Source organism: Pseudarthrobacter sp. CC12, assembly GCF_039907755.1.
In the GTDB taxonomy this organism is placed as follows: Bacteria; Actinomycetota; Actinomycetes; order Actinomycetales; family Micrococcaceae; genus Arthrobacter; species Arthrobacter niigatensis.
Map to the genome: position 1 here is coordinate 194,950 of NZ_JARDJH010000001.1, position 26,399 is coordinate 221,348.

Here is a 26,399-nt window from a genome sequence, read left to right on the forward strand (position 1 = left end):
ACTGCCGGCCAGTCCCGTATCGATAACCTTCGGATTGACGGGTCAGATGGTCCGCGTAGCCTTTTCCAGGTTGTCCTTCAGCTCAACGGCATTCTGCCGCTTCACGTACGCAGGACGGTCACGTTCCACGCGCCAGCTTTCGGAGAGCGGGCCCACATTGACAGTGTCGAATCCGAATTCGTCGTACAGGCGCGTCACCAGTTCGGCAGCTTCCGGGTAGTCGCTCGCGGTGGCCAGGGCGCGCCGGTTTTCGCTGCCGGCGGGTGAGCCATCAGTGGTGATGTCCTTGGCCATGATGTGGTTGAAACCTTTGGCCACCTTCGACTGTGGGAGGTGCTCCTGCAGCATCCCGGACGTGGTGGCTTCGCCGGTGTCCAGGGCGGGGATCCTGCCGTCCCGCTCCCAGTAGTAGTTGTTCGTGTCGATCACGATCTTGCCGGCCAGCGGTTCCACAGGGACGTCCTTGTAATTCTTCAGCGGCACCGTGACCACGGCGAAGTCGCCCGCGGCGGCCGCTTCAGCCGGCGTTGCCGCCTTGGCTCTGGGGCCGAGCTCAGCCACGAGGTCCTGGAGGGTTTCCGGCCCGCGGGAGTTGCTGATGACTACGTCGTAGCCCTGCTCCACGGCCTTCCGTGCAACCTGGCTTCCAATATGTCCTGCACCGATGATTCCGATTGTTGTCATAGTGGCGCCAACACCGGTCCCCGGGCGGATATTTCAGCCGGCTTTTGGGAATAAAAGGGGCCGGTGCCTGCTTTCCGGTGCCTAGTTGCCCGTGTAGCGCCCGGGCCGGTGGTTGAGGGCGAGGACGAGGTTGAGCAGGGTGGCGCCGGCAGCGGACAGCAGCACCACCAATGGTGCAACGAGGACCAGCGAAGCCAGGACGATGGCCACATCCAGGACCATCTGCACGTATCCTGCACGCCAGTTCAACTTGTCCTGCAGGAGCAGCGCCAGGATGCTGAAACCGCCCAGGCTTGACTGGTGCCGGAAGAGGATCAGGAGGCCGACTCCAGCCAGCAGGTTTCCGCCCAGCACCCCATACACCGGGTCGAGGTCCATGGACCCAAAGGCGGCGGGGTGCACGCTGGCCATCAGGGACACCAGCGTGATCGCGGCGCCCGTGCGGAGCGCGAAGTTCCAGCCTTTCTTCCAGACGGCCAGCGCGAAGAATGGTAGGTTCACGGCAAAGAAGACCACACCAAACGGAAGTGCAACCGAGTAGCTGACCAGCAGGGCCAAGCCCGCGGTTCCGCCGGTGACGGCCCCGCTCGACTTGAGGAGGAACAGCCCCAGCGATGCGGCGAAGGTGCCGGTCAGGATGCCCAGGACGTCCTCAACCACCGAATGGCGGACGGCCGACGGCGGAACGGAACCTCCCGCCGTCGGCTCTTCAGGGTGCGTGGCCGGGGCAGCGGTGGTTGCGTCAGCGCGTGTTTCCGTGGAGGTGCTCACTGGGCCGCAAACTTTCCGCGGTCCGCCAGGACGGCAAGCACACGGTCATTGGTTGGCTTGTCTGCCAGTGTGATCCGGACGCCGTCGGCAGCGTAGCCGCGGGCCAGGATGTCTGCCTGGGCCAAGGCGTCGAGGAGTTGCCCGCGCAGCCCGTCGGAAGCGCGCAGCCAGTAGAAGTTGGCCTGGCTGTCCGGGACGTCCCAGCCGTGGCCGCGAAGGGCTCCGATCATGCGGGTCCGTTCCTGGGCCACCGCCTCGGTGCGCTCAAGAACCTCGTCCTCCGCAGCGAGCGACGCCACCGCGGCGACCTGGGCCATCCTGTTGACGCCAAAGGGGACGGCCGTGCGCCGAAGGCCTTCGGCGATTTCCGGCCGGGCGATGGCGTAGCCGATCCGTAGGCCTGCCAGCCCGTATGCCTTGGAGAAGGTGCGCAGGATGCACAGGTTGGGGTAGCGGCGGTAAAAGTCCAGGGAGTCGATGCCGTTGCCGCGCTGGAACTCGATGTAGGCCTCGTCCAGGACCACCAGCACACGTGGCGGAACGGCCTGGAGGAATGCCTCCAGCGCCTCCGGGCTGATGGACACGCCGGTAGGGTTGTTTGGCGAGCACAGGATGACCAGCCGGGTGCGCTCAGTGATGGCGTCAGCCATGGCGGGAAGGTCGTGGTGTTCGTCCGCCAGCAGCGGGACGGGGACCGATACGGCGCCGGCCACCGCCACCAGGATGGGATAGGCCTCGAACGAGCGCCAGGCGAACACCACCTCGTCGCCGTGTCCGCAGACTGCCGAGATGACCTGCTGCAGCACCCCGGAGCTTCCCGGTCCGGCGGCAACCTCGTCAGCATTGACGCCGAAGTGCGCGGCGATCGCTTCCCGCGCCTCCACCGCGCCCATGCTCGGGTACCGGTGGATCCTGCCGGCCTCCGCAGCAATCGCGTCGACGACGGAGGGCAGGGGGGTGAAGTGGCTTTCGTTCGAGGCCAGGGCGGCGGTCAGGGCCGACTGGGCGCTCCTGCCTGCCACGTAGGCGGGCAGATGGGCGACGGCGGCGCGGACCGTCGGTGCCGTGGCTTCGGGAAGGGTGCTGGTCATGGACAGCATGATCAGCGATTTCAGGACGTCTGCGCAACAGGGCAGGATCCCACAGGACAGATCCTGTGGTTGGAGGTCAGCCAGATGGCAAAATGCTCAATATGCACCTTATTGATGCCCTGGACGCAGAGATCCTCCTCACACTCGACCGGGACCCGCAGGCTACCGTCCTGTCCCTCTCCCGGACGCTGGGCGTGGCCCGCAATACCGTGCACGCCCGGCTCCGACGGTTGGTCAACGACGGCAGCCTGGCGCCCTTCAGCCAGCGGGTCCGGACCGAGGCCCTTGGCCTGCCGCTCATCGCCTTTATCTCGATCTCCATCAGCCAGTCCTCCAGCGACCTTGCCGTGTCGGCGCTTCAGACGATCCCCGAGATCATCGAGATGCACGCCACCACCGGGGATGCGGACCTGCTCGCCAAGGTGGCCGCAAGGGACCCCGCCGACCTGCACAGGATCACCAACGCGATGCTGGCGATTGACGGCGTGGTCCGTACCAGTACGGCCATGTCCCTAGTGGAAGTCATGCCCACCCGCACCGTGCCGCTGCTCCAAGCGGCAGCCCAAAAGTAGTAGACCTACCCGAAGGCGCGGAAGCGCCGCCCGCCTTGGGAGGAAGGCGGGCGGCGCTGGTTCTTGGGTGGGGCCGGGTCAGTGGCCGCCGAGGTTGCCACCCACAGGCGGGAGGCCCCCGTCGGCGTTGCGGTCGTCCCCGCGCCTTTCGCCAGCGCTCAGGTTCTCGCCGGCAGCCGTCTCGTCGGACTCGCCAGTGGTGTCCACCAGGCCATTGGTCTGGTCAAAGGCGTGCCCGATCCTGTCATCACCCAGATCGGCGACGGAACCGGAGGAGCCGGCCCCCGACGTCGTGCCTGCCGTTGTGGTGTCCGTTGTCCCCGTGCCCGGGTAGGCGCTGCCGGTGGTGGCGCCGGTGGTGAGCGGCTCTGCGGGAACCACCGGTTCTGCCGGGACCGCGGGCGTGGTCTGCGTGACCGTGACGTCGCGCGTTTCGGCGTCGTCCTTGTTGCTGCCGGCAGCCATCGCCGCTGCTGCGCCTGCTGCCGCTGCGATGCCTACGCCGGCCGCAACCTTGCCCGAGATTCCGGCCTTGCCGGAATCGCCGCGGGAAGCGCCTGCGTGTTCAACACCGGGCGTGCCCACAGTGGTTCCGGCGTTGACGGAACCGCGCCACGCGCCGCTGGCATAGCCTTCGTCTTCGATGAATGCCTTGAACTTCTGCAGGTCGGATTCGGCCTGGCGGTCAACGACGTTCAGTTTGTCGCCCACCTTCTCGACGATGCCTTCGGGCTCGTATTCGAGGGTCAGCCGGAGCGAGGTCTGGCCGCCTCCGACATCCTCGAAGTCCACGGCACCGGCGTTCGTTGCGCCTTCGGTGGCGGCCCAGGCCACACGCCGATCCGGGATCTGCTCCAGGATTTTGGCTTCCCATTGCCTGCGGACGCCGCCGATCTCGGCCACCCATTCCAGCCGGTCGTCACTGAGCTGGGTCACGCTCTTGACGCCGCCCATGAAGTGCGGGAATTCCTCGAACTGGGTCCACTGGTTATAAGCGGTGCTCACCGGTACGTTCACCAGAATGCGTTTTTCCACCTTCGTGCTCATAACGTCTCCTTCGCTTTGCTACCGGAAACCAATGACTCGGGAAGAATCATCAGCATGCTTAGTAACATACCTTTTGATCGCGGATGTTTCCAGAGTCCAACGTGGGCGTGAGGGGAAACGGACGACGACGGCACCCGCCAGGTGCCGCCGTCGAGGTTTTGTGCAACGCATGAGTGTCAGTCCAGGTGCCGGCCCGCCAGCGCCAGGTTCTGGATGACGGCGAGACCGAACTGCGCCGCGTCATTAGTCGAGACCGTGGGCGCTTCATCAACCGGCAGCAGGACGAAGGGCGGCTCCATTTTCCGCAGCGAGAACGCCGCCCCGTGGTTCAGGTGCTCGCCGCCCCCGGCAAAGTGTTCCCACGCCTGGGCCGCCAGCCCGGCATCCTGCAGCCGTGCGGCAGCGTAGGCGGTAAGGCGGCTGTGCGCCTGGGTGAGGTAGATGCCCTCCAGCGCCTGGCCCACGGCCTCCACCTGCTCCTCCTTGCTGGCAAGGAACAGCCGGCAGTACTGCAGCCAGGCGCGTTCAAACGCCGGATCATCCACCAGGTCCACCAGCTCACTGCAGATCTCCACCAGCCCGAACACCGCGCTGAGGTGTGACACCGAAATCTGCTCCCGGCCTGTGTCGAACCTGCCCCTGTCCAGGTCGTACAGCGCTTCGCCGGTGAGGAACCCGTACTTGAGCGCGCCGATGTCCGCCATGGTGCCCAGGAGCCGGTCCCGTGAGCGCGGGTTGCCGGTGCGTTCCCAGTCCGTGAGCCATGTTGCAGCAAGCGAGCCCCAGTCAGTCCCGAGGCCCACGCCCAACGCGCCCCTGTTGGGCCGGTAGGTTGCGGCGTCGGGGCGGACTTTCCGGACCGGGTCGAGGCCCAGGAAGTTCTGGTCGCTGTCCACCAGTTCAGACAGCAGGTCGCCGGTGCGCTCGTCAGCCGTCAGGTAGTAGTAGAAGCGGCGGTAGGCGGGCGTGCTGATGCGCAGCTGCTTGGCGCTGCAGCCCCAGTGCTGCACGTTGTGCCGGGAACCCAAGCCTTTCCACGGGCCCAGGTGGTAGACGTCCACCTCGCCGGTGTGCCGGGTCATGGCCTCGGCGAAGCGGAAGATGTCCGCCCGGCCGGAGCGCAGGTAGGAGTACCAGAGCCAGAGGTCCGGCGAGAGCTCGGAGTTGTCCCAGGCGTAGCCGCCCACGTCGTACCGCCACACGTGCCGGTCAAGGTCGTAGGTGTGCATGACGTCGCCGAAGTTCCAGAACCCGTACCAGCGGCGCTGCTCCACCTGCCCGGCGTAGAAATCGAACAGGAAGTCCAGGCGGTCCTCGAGGCGGGCGCGGGCCGGGGTGCTCCGGTCCACCGGGGACCAGTCGCCGAAGATTCCGGCAGAATGCAGGTATTCCGGGGTGGCCTGCAGCAGGGCGGGGGTGGAGGCGGCTGCCGCGTCCGCGGCCAGGCTCTCCGTTGACGGCGTGGCCTCGTAGGCGAACAGCGTCAACTCATGGGTGCGGGCGATGCCGGTGGGATTTCCGAAGCCCGGCTCGTAGTCCTCGTAGGTGATTTCGAGGCCCTCGAGTTGCTCCCCAAACGTCTCCTGGCCCATGCCGTCGTGGTAGAACCGCAGGTCCATGGGCTGGGCCTCTGGGGAGAACAGCCAAGCCGTCAGGGAGGCTTCGCTGCCGGCCGCTCCCCGGATGTCCAGCTGGCCCGGGTGGGATTGCCAGAAGTCCTTGATCCCTACTCCCAGCCCGCCGCGGGTATCGCTGAGCGAGCAGAATCCGGCGGCGCGGGTGCCGCCGGAAATTCCCACCCAGCCATGGCCGGCTGCCGTGCGCTTGCGGAGCTCAAAGCCGTCGGCGCTGAGTTGGCTGAGCGTGTAGTCGCCCCAGGCGGGGATCAGGTGCAGCCGGCGGGAAACCTCAGGGTTCCACGTCTCCGCCGGGGGAGTGGTGCGTCCGGCAACCTGGGCGCCGCGTACGTCAGCGCCCGGGTCCCGGCGGAGCCCGGTCAGGCCGCGGACCGCCTCGGTGAGGAACCCGCCGTCGGCTCCCGCGATGCGGATGTGCCGGTTGTGCAGTTCGGCCTCCAGCGGCACGGTGAAGCGCACCCCAAGTCCGGCCAGGAAGTCCCGCCCGGCGTCGCCGTCCCAGATAAAGGAATGCACCATGCGCACGCTGCGGGCGTTGGCGTAGAAGTAGAAGCGCACCACGAAGGGCAGCCAGCTGCGCCCTTTGCCTCCGGCGCCGTCCTGGCGGTGCCGCCCTTCCAGCCGCACCACGGCGCGCACGGGTCCGCTTTGTTCAAGGACGACGGCGGTGACCTCGCCGGTGAAGGCGTCGCGGCTGGCAGTCCCGGCGCCTTCGGGCACGCCGTCCTGCAGGAAGCTGACCAGCCGGGCGTCCCGGGCAACAGGTTCACCGTGGCGGGAGAGGCTGCGGAACAGGGACGGGCCGACGCGGTCGATCACCATCTGCAGTGCACCCGTGTCTATGGTGAGGGCGTCGGCACTTTCGGTGACGGTGACTGAGCTGCCGTGCGACGGCGGCTGGCCGGCCGCGCTGGCTGTGCCGGCGTCGGCCGTCACGTTGTAGGTGTCCGACGGCGATCCCGTCGCGGGAAGAGCGACGCCGGCCCACTTCAGCGATCCGTCAGGCCAGGTGGCCAGTGGCCACGCCTGGCTGGGCACGGGGGTGCCCGCAGCATCCGTCACCGCCAGCGCCTCTGTTCCCTGGACCGAGCCGCGGGGGAATGGCATGCCCCACGTGGTCCCGCCGCTGATTTCCGTGGGGGCTTGTCCGTCAATCCACCTGATAAGGACGTTGTCCGTCATGTCATCCAATTCCGTTGCCACATGCACTGAAAACGCTTTCTGATACGTTTCAAATTAGTAGGTGAGATTTATCCCCGCAAGGGGCGGTCCACGGTTTGGGGGTGTCGCGGACGGGGTGGTTTGGCTTGTCGGGGCATCCCCAGCGCCGTTGAGCCTCAAGGGCAACGTGCGCCCTCTGGCCGGGGCCTCCTGTATGTGCTGGACTGATGAAGCAGTGAGCACCAACCGCCGTTCCCGTCCGGTGCGGGGCCGGCACATTTCCAGCCACACTCAGCCAGCCGGGACGGACCGGCTGTTGGAAAGGATCACTCATGGCAACGTACAAGATCGGATATTTCGTAGGCAGCTTGGCGAGCGGTTCCATCAACCGGGTCCTGGCCAATGCCTTGATCAAGCTCGCGCCCGCGGAATTGGAATTCACCGAGATCCCCATCAAGGACCTCCCGCTGTACAGCTATGACTACGACGCCGACTTTCCGCCCGAGGGCCGCGCCCTTAAGGAAGCCATTGAGGCTGCGGACGGGATCCTGTTCGTCTCGCCCGAGTACAACCGGTCCATTCCCGGCGCACTGAAGAACGCCATCGACTGGGGTTCCCGGCCCTGGGGCACCAACTCATTCGCGCGCAAGCCCACGGGTATCATCGGCGCTTCGCCGGGCAGCATCGGCACGGCCGTGATGCAGTCCTCCATGCGCAGCGTCCTGAGCTTCCTGGACGCCCCGCAGTTGAATTCCCCGGAGGCCTACATCAGCTACAAGCCTGATGTCTTTGGCGCCGACGGTGAGGTCAAGGATGAAGCGACCGCGAAGTTCCTGAGCCACTTCATGGACGAATATGCGGCATTCGTGGCAAGGGTCCTCGCTGCCAACGCGCCGGGCCATATTGGCGACCTGGAGCCGGACGCGGAAAAACTCTCCCGCTAGGTTCCTCTCCCTGGACATACGGAGGCCCGCCGTCCCAGCAACGGCGGGCCTCCGGGTCTATGGGCAGGGCCGTCCTTCGCGCCTGCGGTTTGGAACCTTCGGGTCAGTCCAGCGGCAACGTGACCGTCACGCTGGTGCCCCTCCCGGGTGAGGCGCTGATGTCCACCGCGCCACCGGCCTCCTGCACGGCCACGGCCATCAGCCGCAGGCCATAACCGTGGTGCCGCCCGCACGTGGCGAGGCTGCTGTCGAAGCCTGTGCCGTCGTCGGCCACCACCAGCCTGATGCCATGGTCAACGGCCGCCAGCTGAATGGTCAGCGTGTGCGCCGCGGAGTACTTGAAGGCGTTGCTGAGGGCTTCCCGGGCGGACTGGTACAGGAGGGATGCGGAGCCTGCCGGGATCTCAATGCCCCAGTGCGGAGTATCCCAGTGGACCACGGTTCCGCGCTGCCGCAGGGGTGCCGTCAGCCGGTCAATGCAGCCGGCGAGCCCCAGCGTGTGGAAGTCGAGGGGCTGCTGGTCGGTCAGCACGCCTCCCACGGTTGTGACGTCGGTGTCCAGTGCTGCTCTGCTTGCCATGACTTCCTGCTCCCCACAAGCTGGTTGGTCTCTTTGCTCCAGCGTGGACCTGCAACGTCTAGGGATGGCAAGGTTTGCCTCAAGATCGCATCAATTCTGCGCGGTGGGGGCGCCGGTGTCCAAAGGATGAAGCAGCGCGCCCAGGGACTGCGACCCGACCCCTGAAGATTCATTACCAACTACCGGATGAAGGACGTCCCATCTCCTGTACACTGAACCCAGACGAGAGGCCGCCGCCGGGCGCGGTCGAAGGAGATGACGTGACAGTAGCATCAGCAGCGGTTCCCCCCGCAAGATTCAGCGCGCAAATCCGCTCCCACGCCCTCCAGAACAGAATCATGGAGCTCATTCTTGAGCGCGGGCTGGACGTCGGGGACGCCCTCCCTACAGAGAGCGAGCTGTCCGGCGAACTCGGCGTGGGACGAAACACCGTCCGGGAGTCCCTCAAAGTCCTCCAGGCCCTTGGTGTCATTGAAATCCGCCATGGCTTTGGCATGTTCGTTGCCCCGAACAACTTCAGCGCCCTGGTGTCGGGACTGACATTCCGCGGCCGGCTGTCCCTTCGGCACAAGGGCGAAGAAGCCATGGAGCTGATCGATGTACGCCAGGCGCTCGAGTCCGGTCTGATCGGCTCCGCCATCGATTTGCTGACGGAAGAGCACCTGTCCGATCTCCGGCGGACGATGGAGGCCATGCAGGAGGCTGCCGCGAAGGGTGAGCCCTTGGCTGAGCATGATGCGGAATTCCACCGCAAGCTCTACGCGCCGCTGAACAACGAACTCCTCATTAACCTCATGGACGTGTTTTGGCAGGTATACCGGCAGATCCATGAAGCCCTGGGCCATGGGCCGGTCAACCTTGATGAGCAGGTCCGTATCCATTGGGATATCTACGAATCCGTTGCCAGCAGGGACAAAGCCCTCGCTGCCGAGCGGCTCCAGCGACACTTTGACGGTATCCGCCAAAAGCTCAAGGACGTGGCATCCGCCTAACGGCCACGTGAGGTGGCGTTTCGGCCACCACCACTATGTCCATGAAGGGCTGGCCCGTCCCGGCCCGGCCGCTGCATGCCCTGCTGCAGTCCAACCCCCAGAAAGAGGCCCCGCCTTGGAAATCTTCGTCGTCCCTGATGCCGCCGCCATTGGTGCTGTCGCTGCCGGGATCATTGCCGCTGTCGTCCGCAGCAAGCCGGACGCGGTCCTCGGTGTTGCCACAGGAGGCTCCCCGCTGCCTGTCTACGCAGCCCTCGCCGGCCACCGGCTCGATTTGTCGCGCGTGAGGGCCTTTGCCCTTGACGAATACGTGGGGCTGCCGGCCGGGCATCCGGAAAGCTACGGCGAGGTTGTCCGTCGTGAGGTCACCGAACGCCTGGGCCTGGACCCCGGGCACGTGCGGGTGCCTGTCGGCGGTGCGGAGGACCCTGAGCGCGCAGCTGTCGAGTACGACACTTCAATCCGTGCCGCCGGCGGCATCGACCTGCAGTTGCTGGGCATTGGCCACAACGGACATATCGCCTTCAACGAGCCGGGGTCAGCGCTCGACTCCCGTACCCGTGTCGAGACGTTGGCCGCCCGTACCCGGGAGGCCAACGCCCGCTACTTTGGTTCCCTGTCGGAGGTCCCTGAGCGGTGCATCACCCAGGGCCTGGGGACCATCATGGAAGCCAGGCACCTTCTCCTGGTGGTCCACGGGCAGGACAAGGCAGCGATCCTGGCCGAGGCACTGAGTGGTCCTGTATCCGCTGAGTGCCCGGCGTCAGTCCTGCAGCGCCATCCGCATGTCACCGTGGTGGCAGACGAATCAGCAGCCTCGCAGCTTGCGCCCGAAAAGGCCGGTGTTACAGTGCGCGTGGCCGGCCCCGCCATCAGCGTCTGACGTTCCGCCTGCACTGTTTACGCTGTTCTGGGCCCCTGGTGTGCCGGGACATCCAGGTGGAGGTACCGGACCCGGCCACACAGCCGGCATGCGTTCTGGGCTGAACCGGTTTCCACTTGATTATTTCGGCTTATCCACCGAAACCGGCGTTAGAGTGTGCACCAGTAAACCTGTTTCCATCGTGTTTGCCGGTAATTCGAATCCCGTTGTCTAGGAAAGGTACCAAAGAGATGTCGCACGATCCGTACGCCGCCCTTCCCCAGCTTCCCGAGTTCTCCTTGACCAGCACCGACATCCAGGACGGGCAGCCGTTTCCCGTTGCCCAGGCTAGCGGGAAGATGGGAATCGACGGCGGAGAAGACAGGTCTCCACAACTGTCCTGGGAGGGCTTCCCGCCGGAGACAAAGAGTTTTGCCGTGACGGTTCTGGACCCGGACGCTCCCACTGGCAGTGGGTTTTGGCATTGGGCAGCCTTCAACCTGCCTGCGTCCACCACATCGCTTCCTTCGGGTGCCGCCGAGGACGGCCTGCCCAAGCCAGCGGTGCAACTGGCGAACGATGCCGGTTTCCCGGGATTTGTCGGCGCGGCTCCGCCTGCGGGGCACGGTCCCCACCACTACCACGTCGTGGTCCACGCAGTGGATGTGGACGAACTCGACATCCCTGCCGATGCAAGCCCCGCCTACCTGGGCTTCCAGCTTTTCAGCCATGCGATAGGACGGGCCCGGCTTACCGCCACATTCGAGGTGCCGTAAAACGCCGCAGCAATTTCCTCGAAGACTCACTGTGGCGCCAGGACTTTTCCGCGACGAACAACCAGCGCGGGATTGAAGCCGGCATCGACCACTACGACGTCGGCGCGCAGCCCGGTACGGAGACTGCCCACTTCATCTGAAAGTCCCAGGATCCGGGCAGGCACGGCGGTAGCGGACAGAACAGCCCCTGCCGCGTCCACGCCTGCGGCGATGGTCCGGCGTACTACGTCCAGCAGGGTTGCGGTTCCGCCGGCCAGGGAGCCGTTGCCGCGGAGCCGCGCCTCGCCGCCGGTGACCCGGACGGCTGCAGGTCCGAGGTCGTAGTCGCCGTCCGGCAGCCCGGTGGCGGCCATGGAATCGGTCACCAGGACCACGTTGCGAGCGCCCACCAGGGCGAACACCATGCCGACAGTCTCCGGGTCCAGGTGCACCGCATCTGCCACCAACTCCACCGCCACGCTGCCGGCTGCGGCAAGGCGGAGGCACGCCGCCACCGGGCCGGGGCTCCGGTGGTGCAGCGGAGGCATGCCGTTGAACAGATGCGTGACCGTGGGCCGCGCGCCTGTGCCGCCGCCTGCAGCCATCAGCCCGGCGGCCAGGGTGAGCGAGTCAGCCGTCGTTCGCGCATCTGCGTCCGTGTGCCCCAGCGACGGAACAACGCCGTGCGCCACGAGGGCCTGCACAAGGTCGGCTGCCCCAGCCAGTTCCGGCGCGTACGTCATGGTGCGCAAGTGCCCGCCGGCCGCCCCGACCAGTTCATCAAGCAATCCGAGGTTGGGCTCAAGCAGGAAGCGTGGGTCCTGGGCCCCACAACGGGCGTGCGACAGGAAAGGGCCTTCGGCGTGGATCCCGGCGACGATGCCCTCCTCGGCGAGGACGCGCAGCGTTGCCGCGCCCCGCAACAGGTCCTCCCGGGAGGCCGTGACCAGGCTTGCCAGCAGCGTGGTGGTGCCGCTCCGGTGGAGGAATTCTGCGGCAGCACGGGCGGCATCGAGTTCACCGCCGGGGAAGTCCCCGCCGGCCGCTCCGTGGCAGTGCAGATCGATCAGTCCCGGGAGGATCATGTTCCCGGAAGGCAGCGCACGTTCAGGCAACGATGGCAGCGACGCAGTGGCAAGTCCGGTCCGCGGACCCGCGTAAGCGATCCGTCCGTTTACAACCGCGACGGCGGCGTCCGGCACGGTGGTGCCATCCGTCAGGAGCGTTCCGGTGAGCAGCAGCCCGTCAGGAGCCGTCATGCCAGCGCGTCCACAAACCAGCCGGCAATGGTGGCGGGGTGGGTGATCGCCGTTCCCACCACCACGGCGAAAGCGCCGGCGTCCAAAGCCAGCCGGGCCTGGGCGGGGGAGTGGATGCGGCCCTCGGCAATCAGGGGGACACCAAAGCCGGCCGCGGCGATCTCCTCCAGCAGGTCCAGGTCCGGGCCGGAGGTTTTGGGCCGCTCGCCGGTGTACCCGGCCAGCGTCGTGCCCACCAGGTTGGCCCCGACCTCGACGGCGGCAGCTGCGTCCTGGAACGAGCCGCAGTCGGCCATGACAAGGGCGTGGGATTCTGCATGGATCCCGGCTACCGTCTGCGCCAGGGTAAGGCCGTCCGGCCGGTCCCGGCGGGTTCCATCGATTGCCACTACATGGGCCCCGGAGTTGGCCACCGCCAGGGCGTGCCGGAGCGTTGGGGTGATGAACACGCCGTCGTGCCCGTCCTTCCAGAGCCCGATGAGCGGCACCTCGACGGCGGAGCGGGTGTGTTGCACATCGGCGAGGCCTTGCACCCGGACTGCCGCTGCGCCGCCAACCACTGCTGAAGCGGCCACCTGCGCTGTGGTCCGGGGATCACGCATCGGCTCACCCGGATACGCCTGGCAGGACACGATGAGCCGTCCGCGCAGGGATTCGAGGGCTTCGGGGGTCAGGAGCATAACGGGTTCCTCTGGAAGGGTGGCGGTTGGGCGGGTACGTGTGAGGACGTTTCAGGCGGGCGGAAGGAGGACCAGCCGTGCCGCGCCCACCAGAGCGGCTGCGTTGCCGAGTGTAGCCGGTAGGACGGGGAGCCCGGCCAGGGCAGGCAGGAGTTCGGCGCGGAGGGCCCGTTCCATCGGCCGCCACCAGGGGGCGCCGGCGTCGGAAAGTCCGCCCGTGACAACTACCACCTCGGGGTCCAGGATGTTGGCCAGGCCGCCCATGGCCTGCCCGGCAGCTCCGGCGCCGATTCCTACGGCCCGGATGGCGGCGGCATCGCTTCGGCCGGCGAGGGCAAAGACGGCACGGGCGTCCGTGACAGGCTCCGTGCCGCCCAGCCGCAGGTACGCCTCGCGGATGGCGGGTCCCGAGGCAACGGCCTCGACGTGCCCGGCTCCGCCGCAGACGCAGGGGATGGCGGTGCCCTCGTGGAACGCGTAGGGCGACGCGAAATGACCCACGTGTCCTCCCGCATGGCGGTGCCCCAGCAGCGGGCGTCCGCCGAGCACGAAACTGCCGCCCACGCCCGTGCCGAAGGCCACCAGGAGTGAGCTTGCGGTTCCCGCTGCGGCTCCAACCCACGCCTCACCAAGTGCGTGGGCGTGGACATCGTTCACCGCCCGGACGGACGACGCCGGCAGGCCCAGCCGTGTGGCCAGGCCCGCGGTGAGTGCCGTCCCGGCCCAGCCGCGGATGGCATCGGTGGCGGACACCACCACGCCGCGCGCTGCATCGATGACCCCGGCGGAACCGACGCCTACGCGCTCAACGGCGATCCCGTCGTCGGCCGCCTTCTTGATCAGTCCGGCGGCAAGTTTGGCCGTGGCGTCGAGAATGGCCTCCCCGCCGTCGCGGCTCAGTGTGGGAACCGTGTCCGAAAACAGCACCTCCCCGTCGGCCGAAACCACGCCGGCAGCGGTCTTGGTACCCCCAAGGTCAACACCAACTGCATACATCATCGGGATGCCTAGACGAGGCCGTTGCGTTCGAGGATGACCTTGATCGCGGTGGTCTCTTCTTCGTTCAACGCCTGCATGGGTGCGCTCATGGTGTTGGTTTCAATGACGCCCATGATCTGCAGGGCGGTCTTGAAGGCGCCCAACCCGGCCGCCCCTCCGGAGACTCGTCCGTTGGGGGTGTAGACGATCTCGAAGAGGTCGGCCAGGCGGTCCTGTTCGGCCGCGGCCTTTGCCCAGTCCCCGGCTTCGGCCGCATCCACCAGCTTGCGGTAGCCTGCTGGGTCAACGTTGCCCAGGCCGGGAACTACACCCTGGGCGCCGCCCAGGAGCGCACCGTCCACCACTACCTCGTGGCCGGTGAAGATGTCGAAGTTGTCGATGTCCCGGGCTGCGAGCAGGAGCTGGCGGAAGGCAACGTCGTCACCGGAAGAGTCTTTGACGCCCGCGATGACGCCCTCGCGGCCCAGCCGAACCAGAAGATCGGTGGGCAGCTTGTAGTGGGTGCGGACCGGCACGTCGTAGGCGAAAACCGGAACGTCGACGGCAGCGTGGATGCTGCGGAAGTGGGTCTCGGTCTCATCGGCGTTGCCGATTGCGTAGTACATGGAGGTGGCCACGATGGCGTCGGCCCCGAGGTCGATCACGCGCTTGGCCTCGTCGATGACCCGGTTGGTGGTCTGCTCGTTGGCGCCCACGATCAGCGGAACTGCCTTGGCGCCGGCTGCGGCGTTGGCTTCGGCGATGGTGCTGACAACCAGGTCGCGCTCGGCGTTGGTCATGTAGGGCACCTCGGCGGAGGAACCGAGGACGAACAGCCCGGATACGCCGCCGTCGAGCAGGTGGTTGGTGAGGTTGTGCAGCGAGGCGGTGTCGATGCTGCCGTCTGCGTGGCGGGGGGTGACGACGGGCGGGATGACGCCGGAGAACTGGGAAGACACGGGAAAACTCCGATAACTGGGTTGGTAGAAGAGAAGGATGGGTGGTCTAGGTGTGCAGCAGGCTGGGGGCTGCGCCGAGGAGCTTGCGGGTGTAGTCGTTGGTGGGGTTGTCGAACACTTGGGCTGCGGGTCCTTCCTCCACGATTTCGCCGAAGTACATGACGCAGATCCGGTCGGAAACGTAGCGGACGGTCTGGATGTCGTGAGAGATGAAGACCATCCCCAGGTTCAGCCGCGCTTTGAGGTCGGAGAGGAGGTTCAGGACCTGCGCGCGGACGGAGACGTCCAGGGCTGATGTCGGCTCGTCCGCGACGATGATGTCCGGATCCAGTGCCAGGGCCCTGGCGATCGCCACGCGCTGCCGCTGCCCACCGGACACCTGCGACGGCGTCACTTCCGCCGCTGAGGCGGGCAGGCCTACCAGCGCGAGGAGTTCCCGGACCTTGGCAGCCCGGCTGGCGGCGTTGCCGATGCCGTGCACCTGCAGCGGATCGGTGAGGATGTCCTGGATGGTCATGCGCGGGTTCAGCGCGGTGGCGGGGTCCTGGAACACCACGGACACGGAGCGGCCGAACTCTTTCCGCATGGCGGCGTTGCGCTTGATGGCGGGCTTGCCGTGGAACAGGACCTGCCCGGAGGTGGGCGTTTGCAAACCCACCAGTACGGAGGCGAGGGTGGACTTGCCGCAGCCGGATTCACCCACGATGCCCACGGTTTCGCCGCGGCTGATGGTGAAGTCCACGCCGTTGACGGCCTTGACGGTCCCGGGACGGAACAGCCCGCCTGTGCGGGTGCGGTGGTGGACTTTGACGTCTTTGAGTTCGATGACCGGCTGTCCGGTGGATGCGCTCACTTGGCGTCCTCCTTCAGGTGGCTGGCCCAGAAGTGGTCCGAATTCCCGCCGTTTGCTGAAGCCACGGCGGTGAGGACCAGCTGCTGGTTGGGGTCGGCGTCGCTGCGCAGGGAACGTGGGGCGAACCGGTCCCCGGGGGCGAAATCGTTGGGGGAAGGGACCGTGCCGGGGATCTGGTGCAGGCGGGCGGCGTCTGCCTCGATGGAGAGAACCGCGCCGAGCAGGCCGCGGGTGTATTCGTGCTTCGGGTTCCGCAGCAGCTCGGAGGCCTGGGCGGATTCCACTACCTGGCCGGCGTACATGACCGTGATGCGGTGCGCCAGGGAGGCCACCAGTGCGAGGTCGTGGCTGACGAACACCATGGCGAATCCCAGCTGCTCGCGCAGTTCGTTGAGCAGGTCCACCACCTGCTTCTGGACGGTGACGTCCAGGGCAGTGGTGGGCTCATCCGCCACCACGATCTTGGGTGAACGGGACAAGGCCATGGCGATCAGCACGCGCTGCCGCTGCCCGCCGGACAACTCGTGGGGGTAGCTGGCCAGGGTGCGGACGGGATCGAGTTTCACCATTTCCAGCAGCTCGGCCGGGGTCTTCCGGCCGCCGCGGCGGGTCAGCTGCAGCATCTGGTCCTTGATCTTCATGGACGGGTTCAGCGAGCTGAGCGCGTCCTGGTAGACCATGGCGATCTGCTCGCCGCGCAGGCCCTGGTAGGCCTTGGCGTTGCTGTGGCTTGCGTCCGGGTCCAGCAGTTCCTTGCCGTCGAAACGGATGGAGCCGGTGATCCGGGCCGTCTTGGGCAGCAGGCCCATGATGGCCAACGACGTGATGGATTTGCCGCAGCCGGATTCGCCCACCAGGCCCATGGTTTCGCCTTCGCGGACCGTGAAGGAGACGTTGTCCACGATGGCGGTCTCGCCGAAGCGGCCGGGGAAGCGGATGGAGAGGTTCTTGACCTCGAGGACGGTCCGGGCGCCCGCGGAGACCTGGGGGAGCCGGTCAGTGCGGGTGGCCTCGACGGCGGCGAGCAGTTCCAGTTCGCGGTCCAGCAGGGCGTGCGGGTTGGCCGCCGCCACGCGGCGGTCGGTCAGCAGGGTGGAATGGGCCAGCTCGCGCTCGCCCGCATTCGCAGCTGTTGCCTCGCGGACGCCGTCGAGTTCGTGCTGTTCCACGACCGACGGCTGGGCGACTGAGGTAGCCACTTCCGTGTCCACCGCGGAGCCGGTGACGGCGGCGCCGGCCACCGAAGCGGCAGCACCGTCGTCGTCCTTCACCGCCGGCGCGCGCCGCAGCCGGGGGTTGACCATGGCGTCGGTGAGGCCCTCGGCGAGGATGTTCAGCGCCAGGACGGTGAGGAGGATGGTGAGGCCGGCGAAGGTGGTGGCCCACCAGCCGCCGGACAGCACAAGGTTGCGGCCATAGGAGATCACGTTGCCCCAGGACGGGGCGGGATCCTGGACGCCGGCGCCCAGGAAGGACAAAGAGGCCTCGAGGATGATGGCGTCGGCCACCATCACCGTGGCGAACACCAGGACGGGGGCCGCGGTGTTGCGCACGATGTGCTTGACCAGGATGTAGAACCGGCCGGCGCCGATGACCCGTTCGGCACGGACATAGTCCTCGCCGTACTGGGACAGCACGTTGGCGCGGACCACCCGGGCGAGCTGCGGGGTGTAGATGATGGCGATGGCAATGATGATGGTGGGCACCGAGTTGCCGAAGGCCGCCAGCAGCACCGCGGCCAGGGCGATGCCGGGGAAGGCCATCAGGATGTCCATCAGGCGCATGAGAAGTTCGTTGACGGCCTTGCTGGAGGTGGCCGCCAGTGACCCCAGGAGGGCGCCCGCCAGGACTGCCAGGCCTACGGCGCCGAGGCCGATCATGAGCGATGACTGCGATCCGAAGAGCAGGCGGGAGAAGATGTCGCGGCCCAGCCGGTCGGTGCCAAAGAAGTGCTCGGCGCCCGGGGGAGTGGCCGGCATGAAGGTTTCCAGCGGATCGTGCGGTGCCAGGACCGGGGCGAAGACGGCGGCGAGGGCGATCACCACCAGGAAGGCGAGGGCCAGCCGGGAGCCCCAGGGCAGGGCCTTGAGGCGGAGGCCGGGGGCGCTCAGACGTTCAGCGAGTTTGCTGCGCATGGGTCACACGGTCCTGATTCGGGGGTTGATGAGCAGGTAGAGCAGGTCCACGGCGATATTCACCAGGACGAAGGTGACGGAGATGGTCAGGACCACGCCCTGCACCAGGTTTACGTCCAGGTTGGTGATGCCGTTGAGGATCAGCTGTCCCATGCCGGGCAAGGCAAAGATCATTTCAATCACGACGGCGCCGCCCAGCAGGTAGCCGATGCGCAGTCCCAGCACGGTCACCGGAGTGACCAGGGCGTTGCGGAGCACGTTCTTGGAGACGACCTCGCGGTACGGCACGCCGTTGCCGATGGCCGTGCGGACGTAGTCCCGGTCCAGCTCTTCCACCATGGAGGTGCGGACCACCCGGATGAGGGACGCCGAGACCGGGATGCCGAGGGCCAGGGCGGGCAGTGCCATGGAGTTCAGCCACCCGCCGAAGCCGGACTCCGGGGTGGCAATGCCGCCGGACGGGAACATCGCTGCCGGTCCCAGTGCGAACCACTGGATCAGCAGGATGCCCAGCCAGAACGACGGCGTTGCCACCGCGGCGATCGAGAAGACACGGACCAGCTGGTCCTGCCATTTATCCCGGTACAAGGCGCCGATGATGCCGAACACCAAGGAGACCACAACGGCGATGATGACGCCCAGGAAGGTCAGCTGCAGCGTCAAGGGGAACGCCGAGCCGATCATGCTCGCCACGGATTTGGCCGGGGGCGTGGTGACGCCCAGGTCAAACTGGAGGAGCTTGCCCAGGAACCGCACATACTGCAGCAGCAGCGGATCGTTAAGGCCGTTCGCCTGGCGGTACTGTTCCTTGGCTTCCTCGCTGGCACCCTCGCCCAGGGCGCTGCTTGCCTGGTCTCCGGGGGCTGCCTGCAGGACCAGGAACACCAGCAGGGTGATGCCCAGGACCATCAGCGGCAGGGCTGCGAGCCGTCGGCCCAGCAGTCGCAATATGGTGCTCAATGTAGTCTCCGGTGGGTAGGGCTAGGCGGTGCGGCCCACACCAACGAAGGACACTCCGGTGGTGGGAAGGGGCTTGAAGCCGCTCAGTTTCTTTGCATCCCAGGCGCTGGGAAGCTGGCGGTGGAACAGGGGATACAGCGGAACCTCTTCGGACACCAGGTCCACGATCTGGCCGGTCAGCTTCTTGGCGTCTTCCTTGGTGGCCTGGCCCGCCTTGGACATCAGGTCCACCAGCTGGGCGCGCTCCGGGGTTGCACCCCAGAAGGCGCGGTTCTTCATCCAGGTGTCGCCGGCGTAGAACCAGCTCAGCAGCAGGTCCGCGTCGTTGCCGAACACCGAGGGATCACCCGGTGCGGCAACAACTGTGTAGTCGCCCTTGGCCACGCGGTCCGTGTAAAGGGCGCCGGACTGCAGGTTCTTGAGGGTGACCTTGATGCCGGGGATCTTATTCCAGGATTCGAGCATCAGGGGTGCCACGTCCTTGACCCAGGCCGTGTCCGTGGTGAGCAGTTCGAACTCCAGGTTGGTGACGCCGGCTTCCTTGAGGAGGTCCGCTGCCTTCTGGGCGTCATAGCCGTACACATTCTTGGCCTTGACGTAATCCGGGTGGCCTTCCTGGAAGTAGGAGCTGGCCGGCTTGGCATTGCCAAACAGGGCTTTCTTGATGATGGAGTCCTTGTCCAGGCCGTAGTGCAGGGCCTGGCGGACCTTCTTGTTGTTGAAGGGCGCAGCGTTGCAGTTGAACATCATGAACAGCAGGCCGAAGGACTGCACCGATTCAACGGTGGCTGCGGACTTCAGGCCCTGCATGTCCAGGTAGGGGACGTCCTCAATGGCCTGGACGCGGCCTGACTGCATGGCGGTGACACGGGCGGCGGCATCGGAGAGCAGCAGCCAGGTCATGCCCTTAGCCAGTGCCGGCATGGGTCCGTTGTAGGCCTGGTTGGCCTCGAAGACGATCTTGTCGTCTTTGACTGCGGAGATCAGCTTGTAGGGTCCGGTGCCCACGGGCTTGGCGTCGAAGGACTTCAGCTGGTCCGAGCCCGCCGGGAAGTTGGTCAGTGCCTTGGGTACCACCTTCACCACGGAGATGCGCGGACCGAAGCCTGGGAAGGCGTACTTAAGGGTGAACTCCACGGTCTTGGCGTCGAGCGCCTTGACCTCCTGGATGAACGGAATGAACTGCGAGAACAGCGACTTGTTGGCCGGGTCCATTACCCGGGTGAAGGAGAACACCACGTCCTCGGCGGTAACGGGGGAGCCGTTGTGGAACACCGCGCCGTCCCTGATGGCCACCTGGTAGGTAGTGGCATTTACCATCTTGGGATCGGAAGCGGCAAGGGCGTTGTAGGGCTCCCGTGTGGCTGGGTGCAGCTCGATCAGGCCCTCAAAGACGTGCAGGTTCGCGGCCATGGGGGTTGCGCCGGAGGACGAGATGGGGTCGAAGCCGGTGGAGAGGGCGTAGGAGATCCCGGCCTCGATGATGAGGTCCTTATTGATCGGCGCCGTGTTTTCAGCTGCCCCCTTGGTGGTCGCGGCGGGTCCGCCGCACGCGGCCAGGGAGCTGGCGAAGGCTGCGGCCAGGCCCATGGCCCCGCCGAGCTTCAGGAAGTTCCGGCGACTGGCGTCATTGACCAGCGGCAGGTTCTTGATGTTGTTCATGTGCCTCACCGTTCAGAAGGATGTTTATCGGATGTAGGATGTCCTAGCTCGTAAGAAAAACTGTAAGTCCCATCACAGGCAACGTCAAGTGGACTTTTCCCCGCGGCCGTGGCCGTGGTTCCCGCATGACAAAGCAATTGGAGGTTCCGTGTCCCTGATCGTCGGTGCCTACGCTGCCCACCCTGACGAATTGCGGCAGCAGTTCTATCAAGCGCTCGCCGGAGTACCTTCCGTCCGCGGATTGGAACTTCCCTATGGGCCATACGGTGGAGTCCGGTGGCCCGCCGGCGCTCCGGGCAACTGGTCCGCTGTGGTTACCGCCATTCCCGGCACCATGCAGCGGCTCAAGGCGTCGCCAACGTTCGGACTTGCGTCCGGCGATGCCGCGGGCAGGACGGAAGCGCTGCACTTCGTCGCGGGAATCCACGCGTTGGTGCTTCAGTTGAAGAACGAGGGCCGGGAGGTGGAGGCCGTCGAGCTGCACTCCGCCCCGTACCCCGGCGCTGACCCGTCAAGGTTCGCGGAGTCCCTGAAGCAGGTCCTCGAATGGGAGTGGGGAGCCACCAGACTGCTGGTGGAGCACTGTGATGCGCCCCGGCCCGGAGGCACGCCCGAGAAGGGTTTCCTGCCGTTCGGCGAGGAAGTGGACGTGCTCCGCTCGCTCCGGGAACAGGCGGGTGGCCGGGTGGGACTCGTTATCAACTGGGCACGGTCGGTCATCGAAACCCGGGACCGGGACACCGCCGTGGAGCACATCGCGAACGCCCGCGAGGCAGGGGTTCTGGCGGGGCTGATCTTCTCCGGGTGTTCCCCGGAGGAGACGGAATTTGGTTATCCCTGGATAGATGCCCACCTCCCGCCTGTGGAAGTTGAAGGGGCGCCGTCCAGCTCCCTGCTGAACCGTGCGGAAATTAGCCGCTGCAACAAGGCCGCAGGGAACGTACCCATGCATGGGTTCAAGATCGGCCTGCCCCGCCAGGGGCTCTCCGTCGAGGAAAGGGTGGAGCGGCTCAGGCAGATGTGCGCGCTGGTTGAAGGGGATCTTCCGGGCTAACGCAGCCGGTGGTGATATCGAACCGGAACGTCCTGCGTCGACGTACCGGCGAGGCAGCGCACATCCCTTCAACCGAAAACTCGAGTTCCAGGATGTCCCGCCCGGCATCCTCTGCCGTCACGGTGTATGAGGGCGTGAAGTAGAGCGCCTCCCCGCCCGGCGGCAGGTCGGCCGCCGGAAAACCGCCGGCTCCGGGCCCGGCGAGACGGACCTGCGTGACCGTTGTGTCGCCGTCGTTCCTTGCCCTGCCCGTGAAAGCAAGGATGTCCCCGGCCTTGTACCCGGGAACGATGGGGCCGTAGTTGAGGTCCTGCGCCTCCCGGGTGCCCAGGACCTGGGCCTGCCCGGCGGAGTAGCCCTGGCCGATCTCCTTGGACGCCGGGCCCCAGTCGCCGCAATCGGCCGCCAAGACATGGAATTCGCCAAGGTTCTGCCACTCGGACGGCAGGCCCGGTGTGACGGACCGCAGTTCCATGTTGAAAGTGAGGCCGGCGTTCAGTTCCTTGGTGCCGGGTGGGGTCTGGGACGCCGGCAACTGGTCCGTCAGTTGCCCTGCCGGGATGGAGGCGAACACAATCTCCCGGTACCCCTGGCGCTCGTACAGGACACCGATGTTGCCGTCCGGCAGCCGGGTGGCTGTGGAGTAGGCGGAACTGCCCGCGCACAGGACCAGCCGTGCCGGCCAGGTCCGGCCGTTGTCCGGTGAGAGGCTCAAGACCGTGTTCCGCCGCAGGCTGGTGTCCTGGTTGTTGGTGGCCAGCAGCCAAGGGTCCGTCTCCGGCGTGGCAAGGCGGGGCACGGAAGGGAGGCCGTCAAAGCGGGTTAGGGAGCCGTTATCGCTCGGGTCCGGGAGGTCCTCGACTGGAACCAGGGTGCTCCAGCTCTGGCCGCCGTTGCTGGACGTGGCAGCCAGCCGCCGCGGCGTGGCGCGGCTGTGCAGGAGCAGGCTTCCGTCGCCCCGGGCTGCCACTTTGTTCTCGTTCGGGGCGGCGCCATGGGTAGTGGCGCCGATGAGCTCCCCGAACGTCCAGTTGTCTCCGTGGTTGTCGCTGTAGGCCGAGGCTGCCATGATCGCGCCGTCGCACAGGACCACGAACTGCTGCACCAGCCGGCCTTGGAACGGCCCCGTATGGACTTGGATTCCCTGGCCGGCCGCGGCGAACATGCCTGTGATGTCCTGGCCTGCGGGGGTGCTGCCCTTCAACTCGGCGGTGAGGCGCCGGTGCTGCCAGGTCACGCCGTCATCGTCGGACCAGCTCAGGTCGCAGTGCTGGACGGACTCGTCCTCCGCGGCCATTCCTGCTGTCGATTCGAAGAACCCGGCGCGTGTTCCGGCGGCGTGGAAAAGGAAGATCCGCCCGGTCCCGGCGTCGACCAGCAGGCTGGGGTCGCCGAAACCTTCCAGGCCGGTGCCGCGGCGCACCACTTCCTGCGCACTCCACGTCTCACCGTTGTCGTTGCTGCGGCGGAGCAGCAGATCGATGGGGCTCGGCAGGTCGTCCAGGTTCGGCCTGCCGTCGTAGGCGGCCAGGAGCGTTCCCCTGGTGGTGACGGCGAGCGCAGGGATGCGGTACTGGCGGTATCCACCGCGGCCGCGGGTGGCGAGGATACGCTCCACGGTCGGCACGGCAATGGGCCATTCAGGAAAAAGGTAGGACGTCACATGTTTAGTCTAGCTTTCCACGTGGCTCCACCTTAGGGTGGTAGGACGTCGTATGTAGCAAGAATCACATTTGTCTACAGCCTCGACGGCGTCGTCACTTCCATTCGAGCCGCAGCGCGGCGTCCAGAAAGGACATGGGTTTGCGAATTACCACCAAAAGAACCAAGAAACGATCAATGGGGAAGGCCGCGGGCACGGGCGCACTGGCCCTGGCCCTGCTGGCCGGGAGCGGGCTGCCGGCGCAGGCGGCCCCCACCCCCTCCACCAGCCCTACCGCTCCGCCGGGCAGCTTCCAGGAAGTGAATCTCGCAGCGGACAGAACGGCCGCCAACTTCTTCTACCGGATCCCCGCGCTGACCTACCTCGGCAGCGGCGTGGTCCTCGCCGCCTGGGACGGCCGGCCCGGCAGTGCTGCCGACGCCCCCAACCCCAATTCCATCGTGCAGCGCCGCAGCACTGACGGCGGAAGGACCTGGGGACCGGTACAGGTCATTGCAGCCGGTCATGTGGCGGATGCCACTGGACCGAAGTACGGCTACAGCGACCCGTCCTATATCTACGACGCCGAGGCCGGAAAGGTCTTCGCGTTCTTTGTCTACTCCAAGGACCAGGGCTTCGGCGGCAGCGGGTTCGGTAACGATGACGCGGACCGCAACGTCATTTCCTCCGCCGTGATTGAATCGTCCGACGGCGGCGCCACCTGGAGCCAGCCCCGTCTCATCACCGGCGTCACCAAGCCGGGCACCAGCAAGACCAGCCCCGTGGCGGGCGACGTCCGCTCCAACTTCGCGTCCTCCGGCGAAGGCATCCAGCTCAAGTACGGACCCTACAAGGGCCGCCTGATCCAGCAGTACGCCGGCGATGTCCGCCAGGCGGACGGCACCAACCGCATTCAGGCCTACAGCGTCTACTCGGACGACCACGGGGCCACGTGGCACAAGGGTGCCAACGTGGGCGACCGGATGGACGAGAACAAGACCGTGGAACTCTCGGACGGGCGCGTCCTGCTTAACTCCCGGGACAACGCGAACCAGGGCTACCGCAAGATGGCGGTCTCCACCGACGGTGGTGCCACCTACGGCCCGGTCACGCAGGACACCGAACTGCCGGATCCGGCCAACAACGGTGCCATCGCCCGGATGTTCCCCAACGCCCCGCAGGCCTCAGCCGACGCGAAGAAATTGATCTTCACCAACGCCAACTCCAAGACCGGCCGCGAAAACGTCTCCGCCCGGGTGTCCTGCGACGACGGCGCCACCTGGCCGGGCGTGCGCACCATCGGCCCAGGCTTCTCCGCCTACTCCACCGTGACCCGGCTGGACGATGGCAGGTTCGGCGTCCTGTACGAAGGCAACTACACGGACAATATGCCGTTCGCCGCTTTCGACGACGCGTGGCTGAACTACGCCTGCGCCCCGCTGGCAGTCCCCGCCGTCACCACCGCACCCGGCGCCACCAAACAGGTTGCCGTGACCGTCACCAACCAGGAAACCGCCACGCTCTCCGGCGCCACCGCCACCGTGTACACCCCCAGCGGCTGGTCCGCCACCACGGTGCCTGTGCCCGACGTCGCACCCGGTGCCTCCGCCACCGTCACCGTGGACCTGACCGCTCCGTCCAATGCCAGCGGCCCGCAGAACCTCAACGCGGCGTTCACGACGGCGGACGGCCGGGTCTCGCAGGCCACCTTCACCGCCACGGTCCCGGTGGCTCCGCAGGTGGGCCTCAGCGTCACCGGCTCCGCGCCGGACCGCGACGTCGCGGCCAGCCCGTACCAGGCCGGCGACGTGCTCAGCTACACGTTCACCATCAAGAGCACGGCCAACGTCACCGCCAACTCAGTGCCGCTCGCCGGAACCTTCGACGCCGGGTTCCTGCCGCCGTCGGCCCCCAACTGCCGGTACAACAACCTGGCAGCCGGCGCCTCCTACACCTGCACCACGGCTAAGCACACTCTGACGGCCGAGGACATCTCCCGCGGCTACTTCATGCCGCAGGCAACCTTCAGCATCACGGCCAGCGCGACGCCGTCGCTCACCAGGACGGTTTCCTTCACCGGCGCGGCCGTGGCACTGCGCGATGGCCTGGTGGCCGCCACCATCACGGGCAGCCGCAGCGACGCCGGCCGGGACCTGGCTGCGCAGCCGTACGGCGCAGGGGAGGCGTTCCCCTACAAGTTCGACGTGACCAACACCAGCCCGCTGGTGGAGAAAGTGGTCCCCACGGCCGGCAATTTCAGCCCGTTTATGCCGGACGGCCCCGGGAACTGCCGGTACAGCGTGTTACCCGCCGGCCAGTCCTACACGTGTGCCACGCCACGCCACACTGTCACCGCCGTGGAAGCGGGCCAAGGCTTCTTCGTCCCCGAGACCTCCTGGGAGGTCAGCGCCACCGGCCAGACCACCCGGACCTACGCCGTGAACGGCGGCGAGGTAGACCTGAAGGTCCGCGATGCCAGGATGGAAGGCACCGTCGCCGCGGAATGGACGGACCTGGACGGAGACCGCTACGCCTCCGCAGGCGACACCATCACGTACACCTACACCCTGGGCAACGCAGGAAACGTGGACCTGACGGCGGTTTCCGCCCCGGACGCGGGCATCAGCGAACAGTTGTTGGCTGCCGGCAGTAACGTGACCGCCACCCGCGCTCACGTGCTGACTGCCGCGGACATTGCGGCCGGCCAGTTGGCACCTGTCAGCTTCGAGGCCACCGCGGACAACGGTGCCAAGCGCATCACGGCGTCGGTGGCCGGCGGGGGCATCCGGCTCAACCTGCAGCCCGCGCAGCCCGAATCCGTTCCGGCGCTCACAGTCCAGGACTTTGAGGGCCTGACACCTCCGTGGGACCTCGGCACCGCGGACAAGTACCGCAACGGCCAGAAGGTGGTCCTCGGGGGCCTCGACTACGGACAGTGGTATTACGTGTACCTGAACAAGCGCAGCTACCGGATTGGCTGGATTTTTCCCACCACTGGTAACACGGTGGAATTCATCCTCCCAGCGGACGTGCAGAACGGCCGCGATGACGTGGTGGTACTGGACAGGGACGGCAAACAGGTGGCCTTTGACCGTTTGCAGGTGACACCGAAGGGATGACG

Annotated in this window: 22 protein-coding genes; 7 read left to right on the plus strand and 15 right to left on the minus strand. The window is 66.6% G+C overall.

What is annotated here, in order from left to right; genetic code table 11:
• Nucleotides 1-42: 42 nt before the first annotated feature.
• From PV772_RS00905 to hisC, 3 genes are all read right to left on the minus strand, one after another.
• Nucleotides 43-684: an NAD(P)-binding domain-containing protein gene (locus tag PV772_RS00905; protein WP_347885086.1), complete on the minus strand. Its 642-nt coding sequence runs from the start codon at nucleotides 682-684 to the stop codon at nucleotides 43-45.
• Nucleotides 685-765: 81 nt separating this feature from the next.
• Nucleotides 766-1,344: a YitT family protein gene (locus tag PV772_RS00910; protein ID WP_347885171.1), complete on the minus strand. Its 579-nt coding sequence runs from the start codon at nucleotides 1,342-1,344 to the stop codon at nucleotides 766-768.
• Between the two features lie 107 nt (nucleotides 1,345-1,451).
• Nucleotides 1,452-2,555 (minus strand): histidinol-phosphate transaminase, encoded by a 1,104-nt coding sequence (gene hisC / locus PV772_RS00915; RefSeq protein ID WP_347885087.1) that lies wholly within the window; start codon nucleotides 2,553-2,555, stop codon nucleotides 1,452-1,454.
• A gap of 92 nt (nucleotides 2,556-2,647) precedes the next feature.
• On the opposite strand from hisC, the gene PV772_RS00920 reads away from it, so the two are divergent.
• The gene (locus PV772_RS00920; RefSeq protein WP_246839836.1) at nucleotides 2,648-3,118 is read left to right on the plus strand and encodes an Lrp/AsnC family transcriptional regulator; all 471 of its coding nucleotides are present in this window, start codon (nucleotides 2,648-2,650) and stop codon (nucleotides 3,116-3,118) included.
• A 78-nt stretch (nucleotides 3,119-3,196) separates the two neighbouring features.
• Here the strand turns inward: PV772_RS00920 and PV772_RS00925 are convergent, their stop codons facing one another.
• Together PV772_RS00925 and PV772_RS00930 are read right to left on the minus strand one after the other, a co-directional pair.
• Entirely contained in the window at nucleotides 3,197-4,165 is a 969-nt protein-coding gene (locus tag PV772_RS00925; protein ID WP_141159216.1) for an SRPBCC family protein, read from the minus strand.
• Between the two features lie 176 nt (nucleotides 4,166-4,341).
• Nucleotides 4,342-6,984 (minus strand): Tat pathway signal sequence domain protein, encoded by a 2,643-nt coding sequence (locus PV772_RS00930; protein ID WP_347885088.1) that lies wholly within the window; start codon nucleotides 6,982-6,984, stop codon nucleotides 4,342-4,344.
• 311 nt (nucleotides 6,985-7,295) lie between these two features.
• Here PV772_RS00930 and PV772_RS00935 point away from each other — a divergent pair, with 311 nt between their 5' ends.
• Nucleotides 7,296-7,907 (plus strand): NADPH-dependent FMN reductase, encoded by a 612-nt coding sequence (locus tag PV772_RS00935; RefSeq protein ID WP_347885089.1) that lies wholly within the window; start codon nucleotides 7,296-7,298, stop codon nucleotides 7,905-7,907.
• 103 nt (nucleotides 7,908-8,010) lie between these two features.
• Here PV772_RS00935 and PV772_RS00940 read toward each other — a convergent pair whose 3' ends face one another.
• Nucleotides 8,011-8,487 carry an ATP-binding protein gene (locus PV772_RS00940; protein ID WP_141182546.1) on the minus strand — a complete coding sequence of 159 codons (477 nt, stop codon included), beginning with the start codon at nucleotides 8,485-8,487 and terminating at the stop codon, nucleotides 8,011-8,013.
• A gap of 260 nt (nucleotides 8,488-8,747) precedes the next feature.
• Between PV772_RS00940 and PV772_RS00945 the strand changes: the two genes are divergently transcribed.
• The 3 genes from PV772_RS00945 (at nucleotide 8,748) to PV772_RS00955 (ending at nucleotide 11,117) form a co-directional block, all read left to right on the plus strand.
• The gene (locus PV772_RS00945) at nucleotides 8,748-9,479 is read left to right on the plus strand and encodes an FCD domain-containing protein (RefSeq protein WP_141159220.1); all 732 of its coding nucleotides are present in this window, start codon (nucleotides 8,748-8,750) and stop codon (nucleotides 9,477-9,479) included.
• Between the two features lie 115 nt (nucleotides 9,480-9,594).
• Nucleotides 9,595-10,362, plus strand: a complete 768-nt coding sequence (locus PV772_RS00950; protein WP_347885090.1) for a glucosamine-6-phosphate deaminase — start codon at nucleotides 9,595-9,597, stop codon at nucleotides 10,360-10,362.
• A 230-nt stretch (nucleotides 10,363-10,592) separates the two neighbouring features.
• Complete coding sequence (locus PV772_RS00955; RefSeq protein WP_347885091.1) at nucleotides 10,593-11,117, plus strand: YbhB/YbcL family Raf kinase inhibitor-like protein; 525 nt, start codon at nucleotides 10,593-10,595, stop codon at nucleotides 11,115-11,117.
• Between the two features lie 26 nt (nucleotides 11,118-11,143).
• Here the strand turns inward: PV772_RS00955 and PV772_RS00960 are convergent, their stop codons facing one another.
• The 8 genes from PV772_RS00960 to PV772_RS00995 are packed head-to-tail and all read right to left on the minus strand — an operon-like array spanning nucleotide 11,144 to nucleotide 20,582.
• Nucleotides 11,144-12,355, minus strand: a complete 1,212-nt coding sequence (locus tag PV772_RS00960) for an amidohydrolase family protein (RefSeq protein ID WP_347885092.1) — start codon at nucleotides 12,353-12,355, stop codon at nucleotides 11,144-11,146.
• Complete coding sequence (locus PV772_RS00965) at nucleotides 12,352-13,035, minus strand: N-acetylmannosamine-6-phosphate 2-epimerase (protein ID WP_347885093.1); 684 nt, start codon at nucleotides 13,033-13,035, stop codon at nucleotides 12,352-12,354. The genes PV772_RS00960 and PV772_RS00965 overlap by 4 nt, the downstream gene beginning before the upstream one ends.
• Nucleotides 13,036-13,086: 51 nt before the next feature.
• Nucleotides 13,087-14,034, minus strand: coding sequence for an ROK family protein (locus PV772_RS00970; protein ID WP_347885094.1), 948 nt, complete (start codon nucleotides 14,032-14,034; stop codon nucleotides 13,087-13,089).
• An 8-nt stretch (nucleotides 14,035-14,042) separates the two neighbouring features.
• Nucleotides 14,043-14,972, minus strand: a complete 930-nt coding sequence (locus PV772_RS00975; protein ID WP_307358252.1) for a dihydrodipicolinate synthase family protein — start codon at nucleotides 14,970-14,972, stop codon at nucleotides 14,043-14,045.
• Between the two features lie 46 nt (nucleotides 14,973-15,018).
• The gene (locus PV772_RS00980; protein WP_347885095.1) at nucleotides 15,019-15,825 is read right to left on the minus strand and encodes an ATP-binding cassette domain-containing protein; all 807 of its coding nucleotides are present in this window, start codon (nucleotides 15,823-15,825) and stop codon (nucleotides 15,019-15,021) included.
• Nucleotides 15,822-17,960 carry a dipeptide/oligopeptide/nickel ABC transporter permease/ATP-binding protein gene (locus PV772_RS00985; protein WP_347885096.1) on the minus strand — a complete coding sequence of 713 codons (2,139 nt, stop codon included), beginning with the start codon at nucleotides 17,958-17,960 and terminating at the stop codon, nucleotides 15,822-15,824. Before PV772_RS00985 ends, PV772_RS00980 begins: the two co-directional genes overlap by 4 nt.
• A 3-nt stretch (nucleotides 17,961-17,963) precedes the next feature.
• Nucleotides 17,964-18,920 (minus strand): ABC transporter permease, encoded by a 957-nt coding sequence (locus tag PV772_RS00990; protein ID WP_141159229.1) that lies wholly within the window; start codon nucleotides 18,918-18,920, stop codon nucleotides 17,964-17,966.
• Between the two features lie 21 nt (nucleotides 18,921-18,941).
• A complete protein-coding gene (locus PV772_RS00995) occupies nucleotides 18,942-20,582 on the minus strand; it encodes an ABC transporter substrate-binding protein (RefSeq protein WP_347885097.1) in 1,641 nt (546 codons plus the stop codon).
• Nucleotides 20,583-20,730: 148 nt separating this feature from the next.
• Here PV772_RS00995 and PV772_RS01000 point away from each other — a divergent pair, with 148 nt between their 5' ends.
• Complete coding sequence (locus PV772_RS01000; RefSeq protein WP_347885098.1) at nucleotides 20,731-21,636, plus strand: DUF4862 family protein; 906 nt, start codon at nucleotides 20,731-20,733, stop codon at nucleotides 21,634-21,636.
• Here PV772_RS01000 and PV772_RS01005 read toward each other — a convergent pair.
• Nucleotides 21,593-23,299 (minus strand): sialidase family protein, encoded by a 1,707-nt coding sequence (locus PV772_RS01005; RefSeq protein WP_347885099.1) that lies wholly within the window; start codon nucleotides 23,297-23,299, stop codon nucleotides 21,593-21,595. The genes PV772_RS01000 and PV772_RS01005 overlap by 44 nt on opposite strands.
• A 176-nt stretch (nucleotides 23,300-23,475) precedes the next feature.
• On the opposite strand from PV772_RS01005, the gene PV772_RS01010 reads away from it, so the two are divergent.
• Complete coding sequence (locus PV772_RS01010; RefSeq protein WP_347885100.1) at nucleotides 23,476-26,397, plus strand: exo-alpha-sialidase; 2,922 nt, start codon at nucleotides 23,476-23,478, stop codon at nucleotides 26,395-26,397.
• Nucleotides 26,398-26,399: the final 2 nt, after the last annotated feature.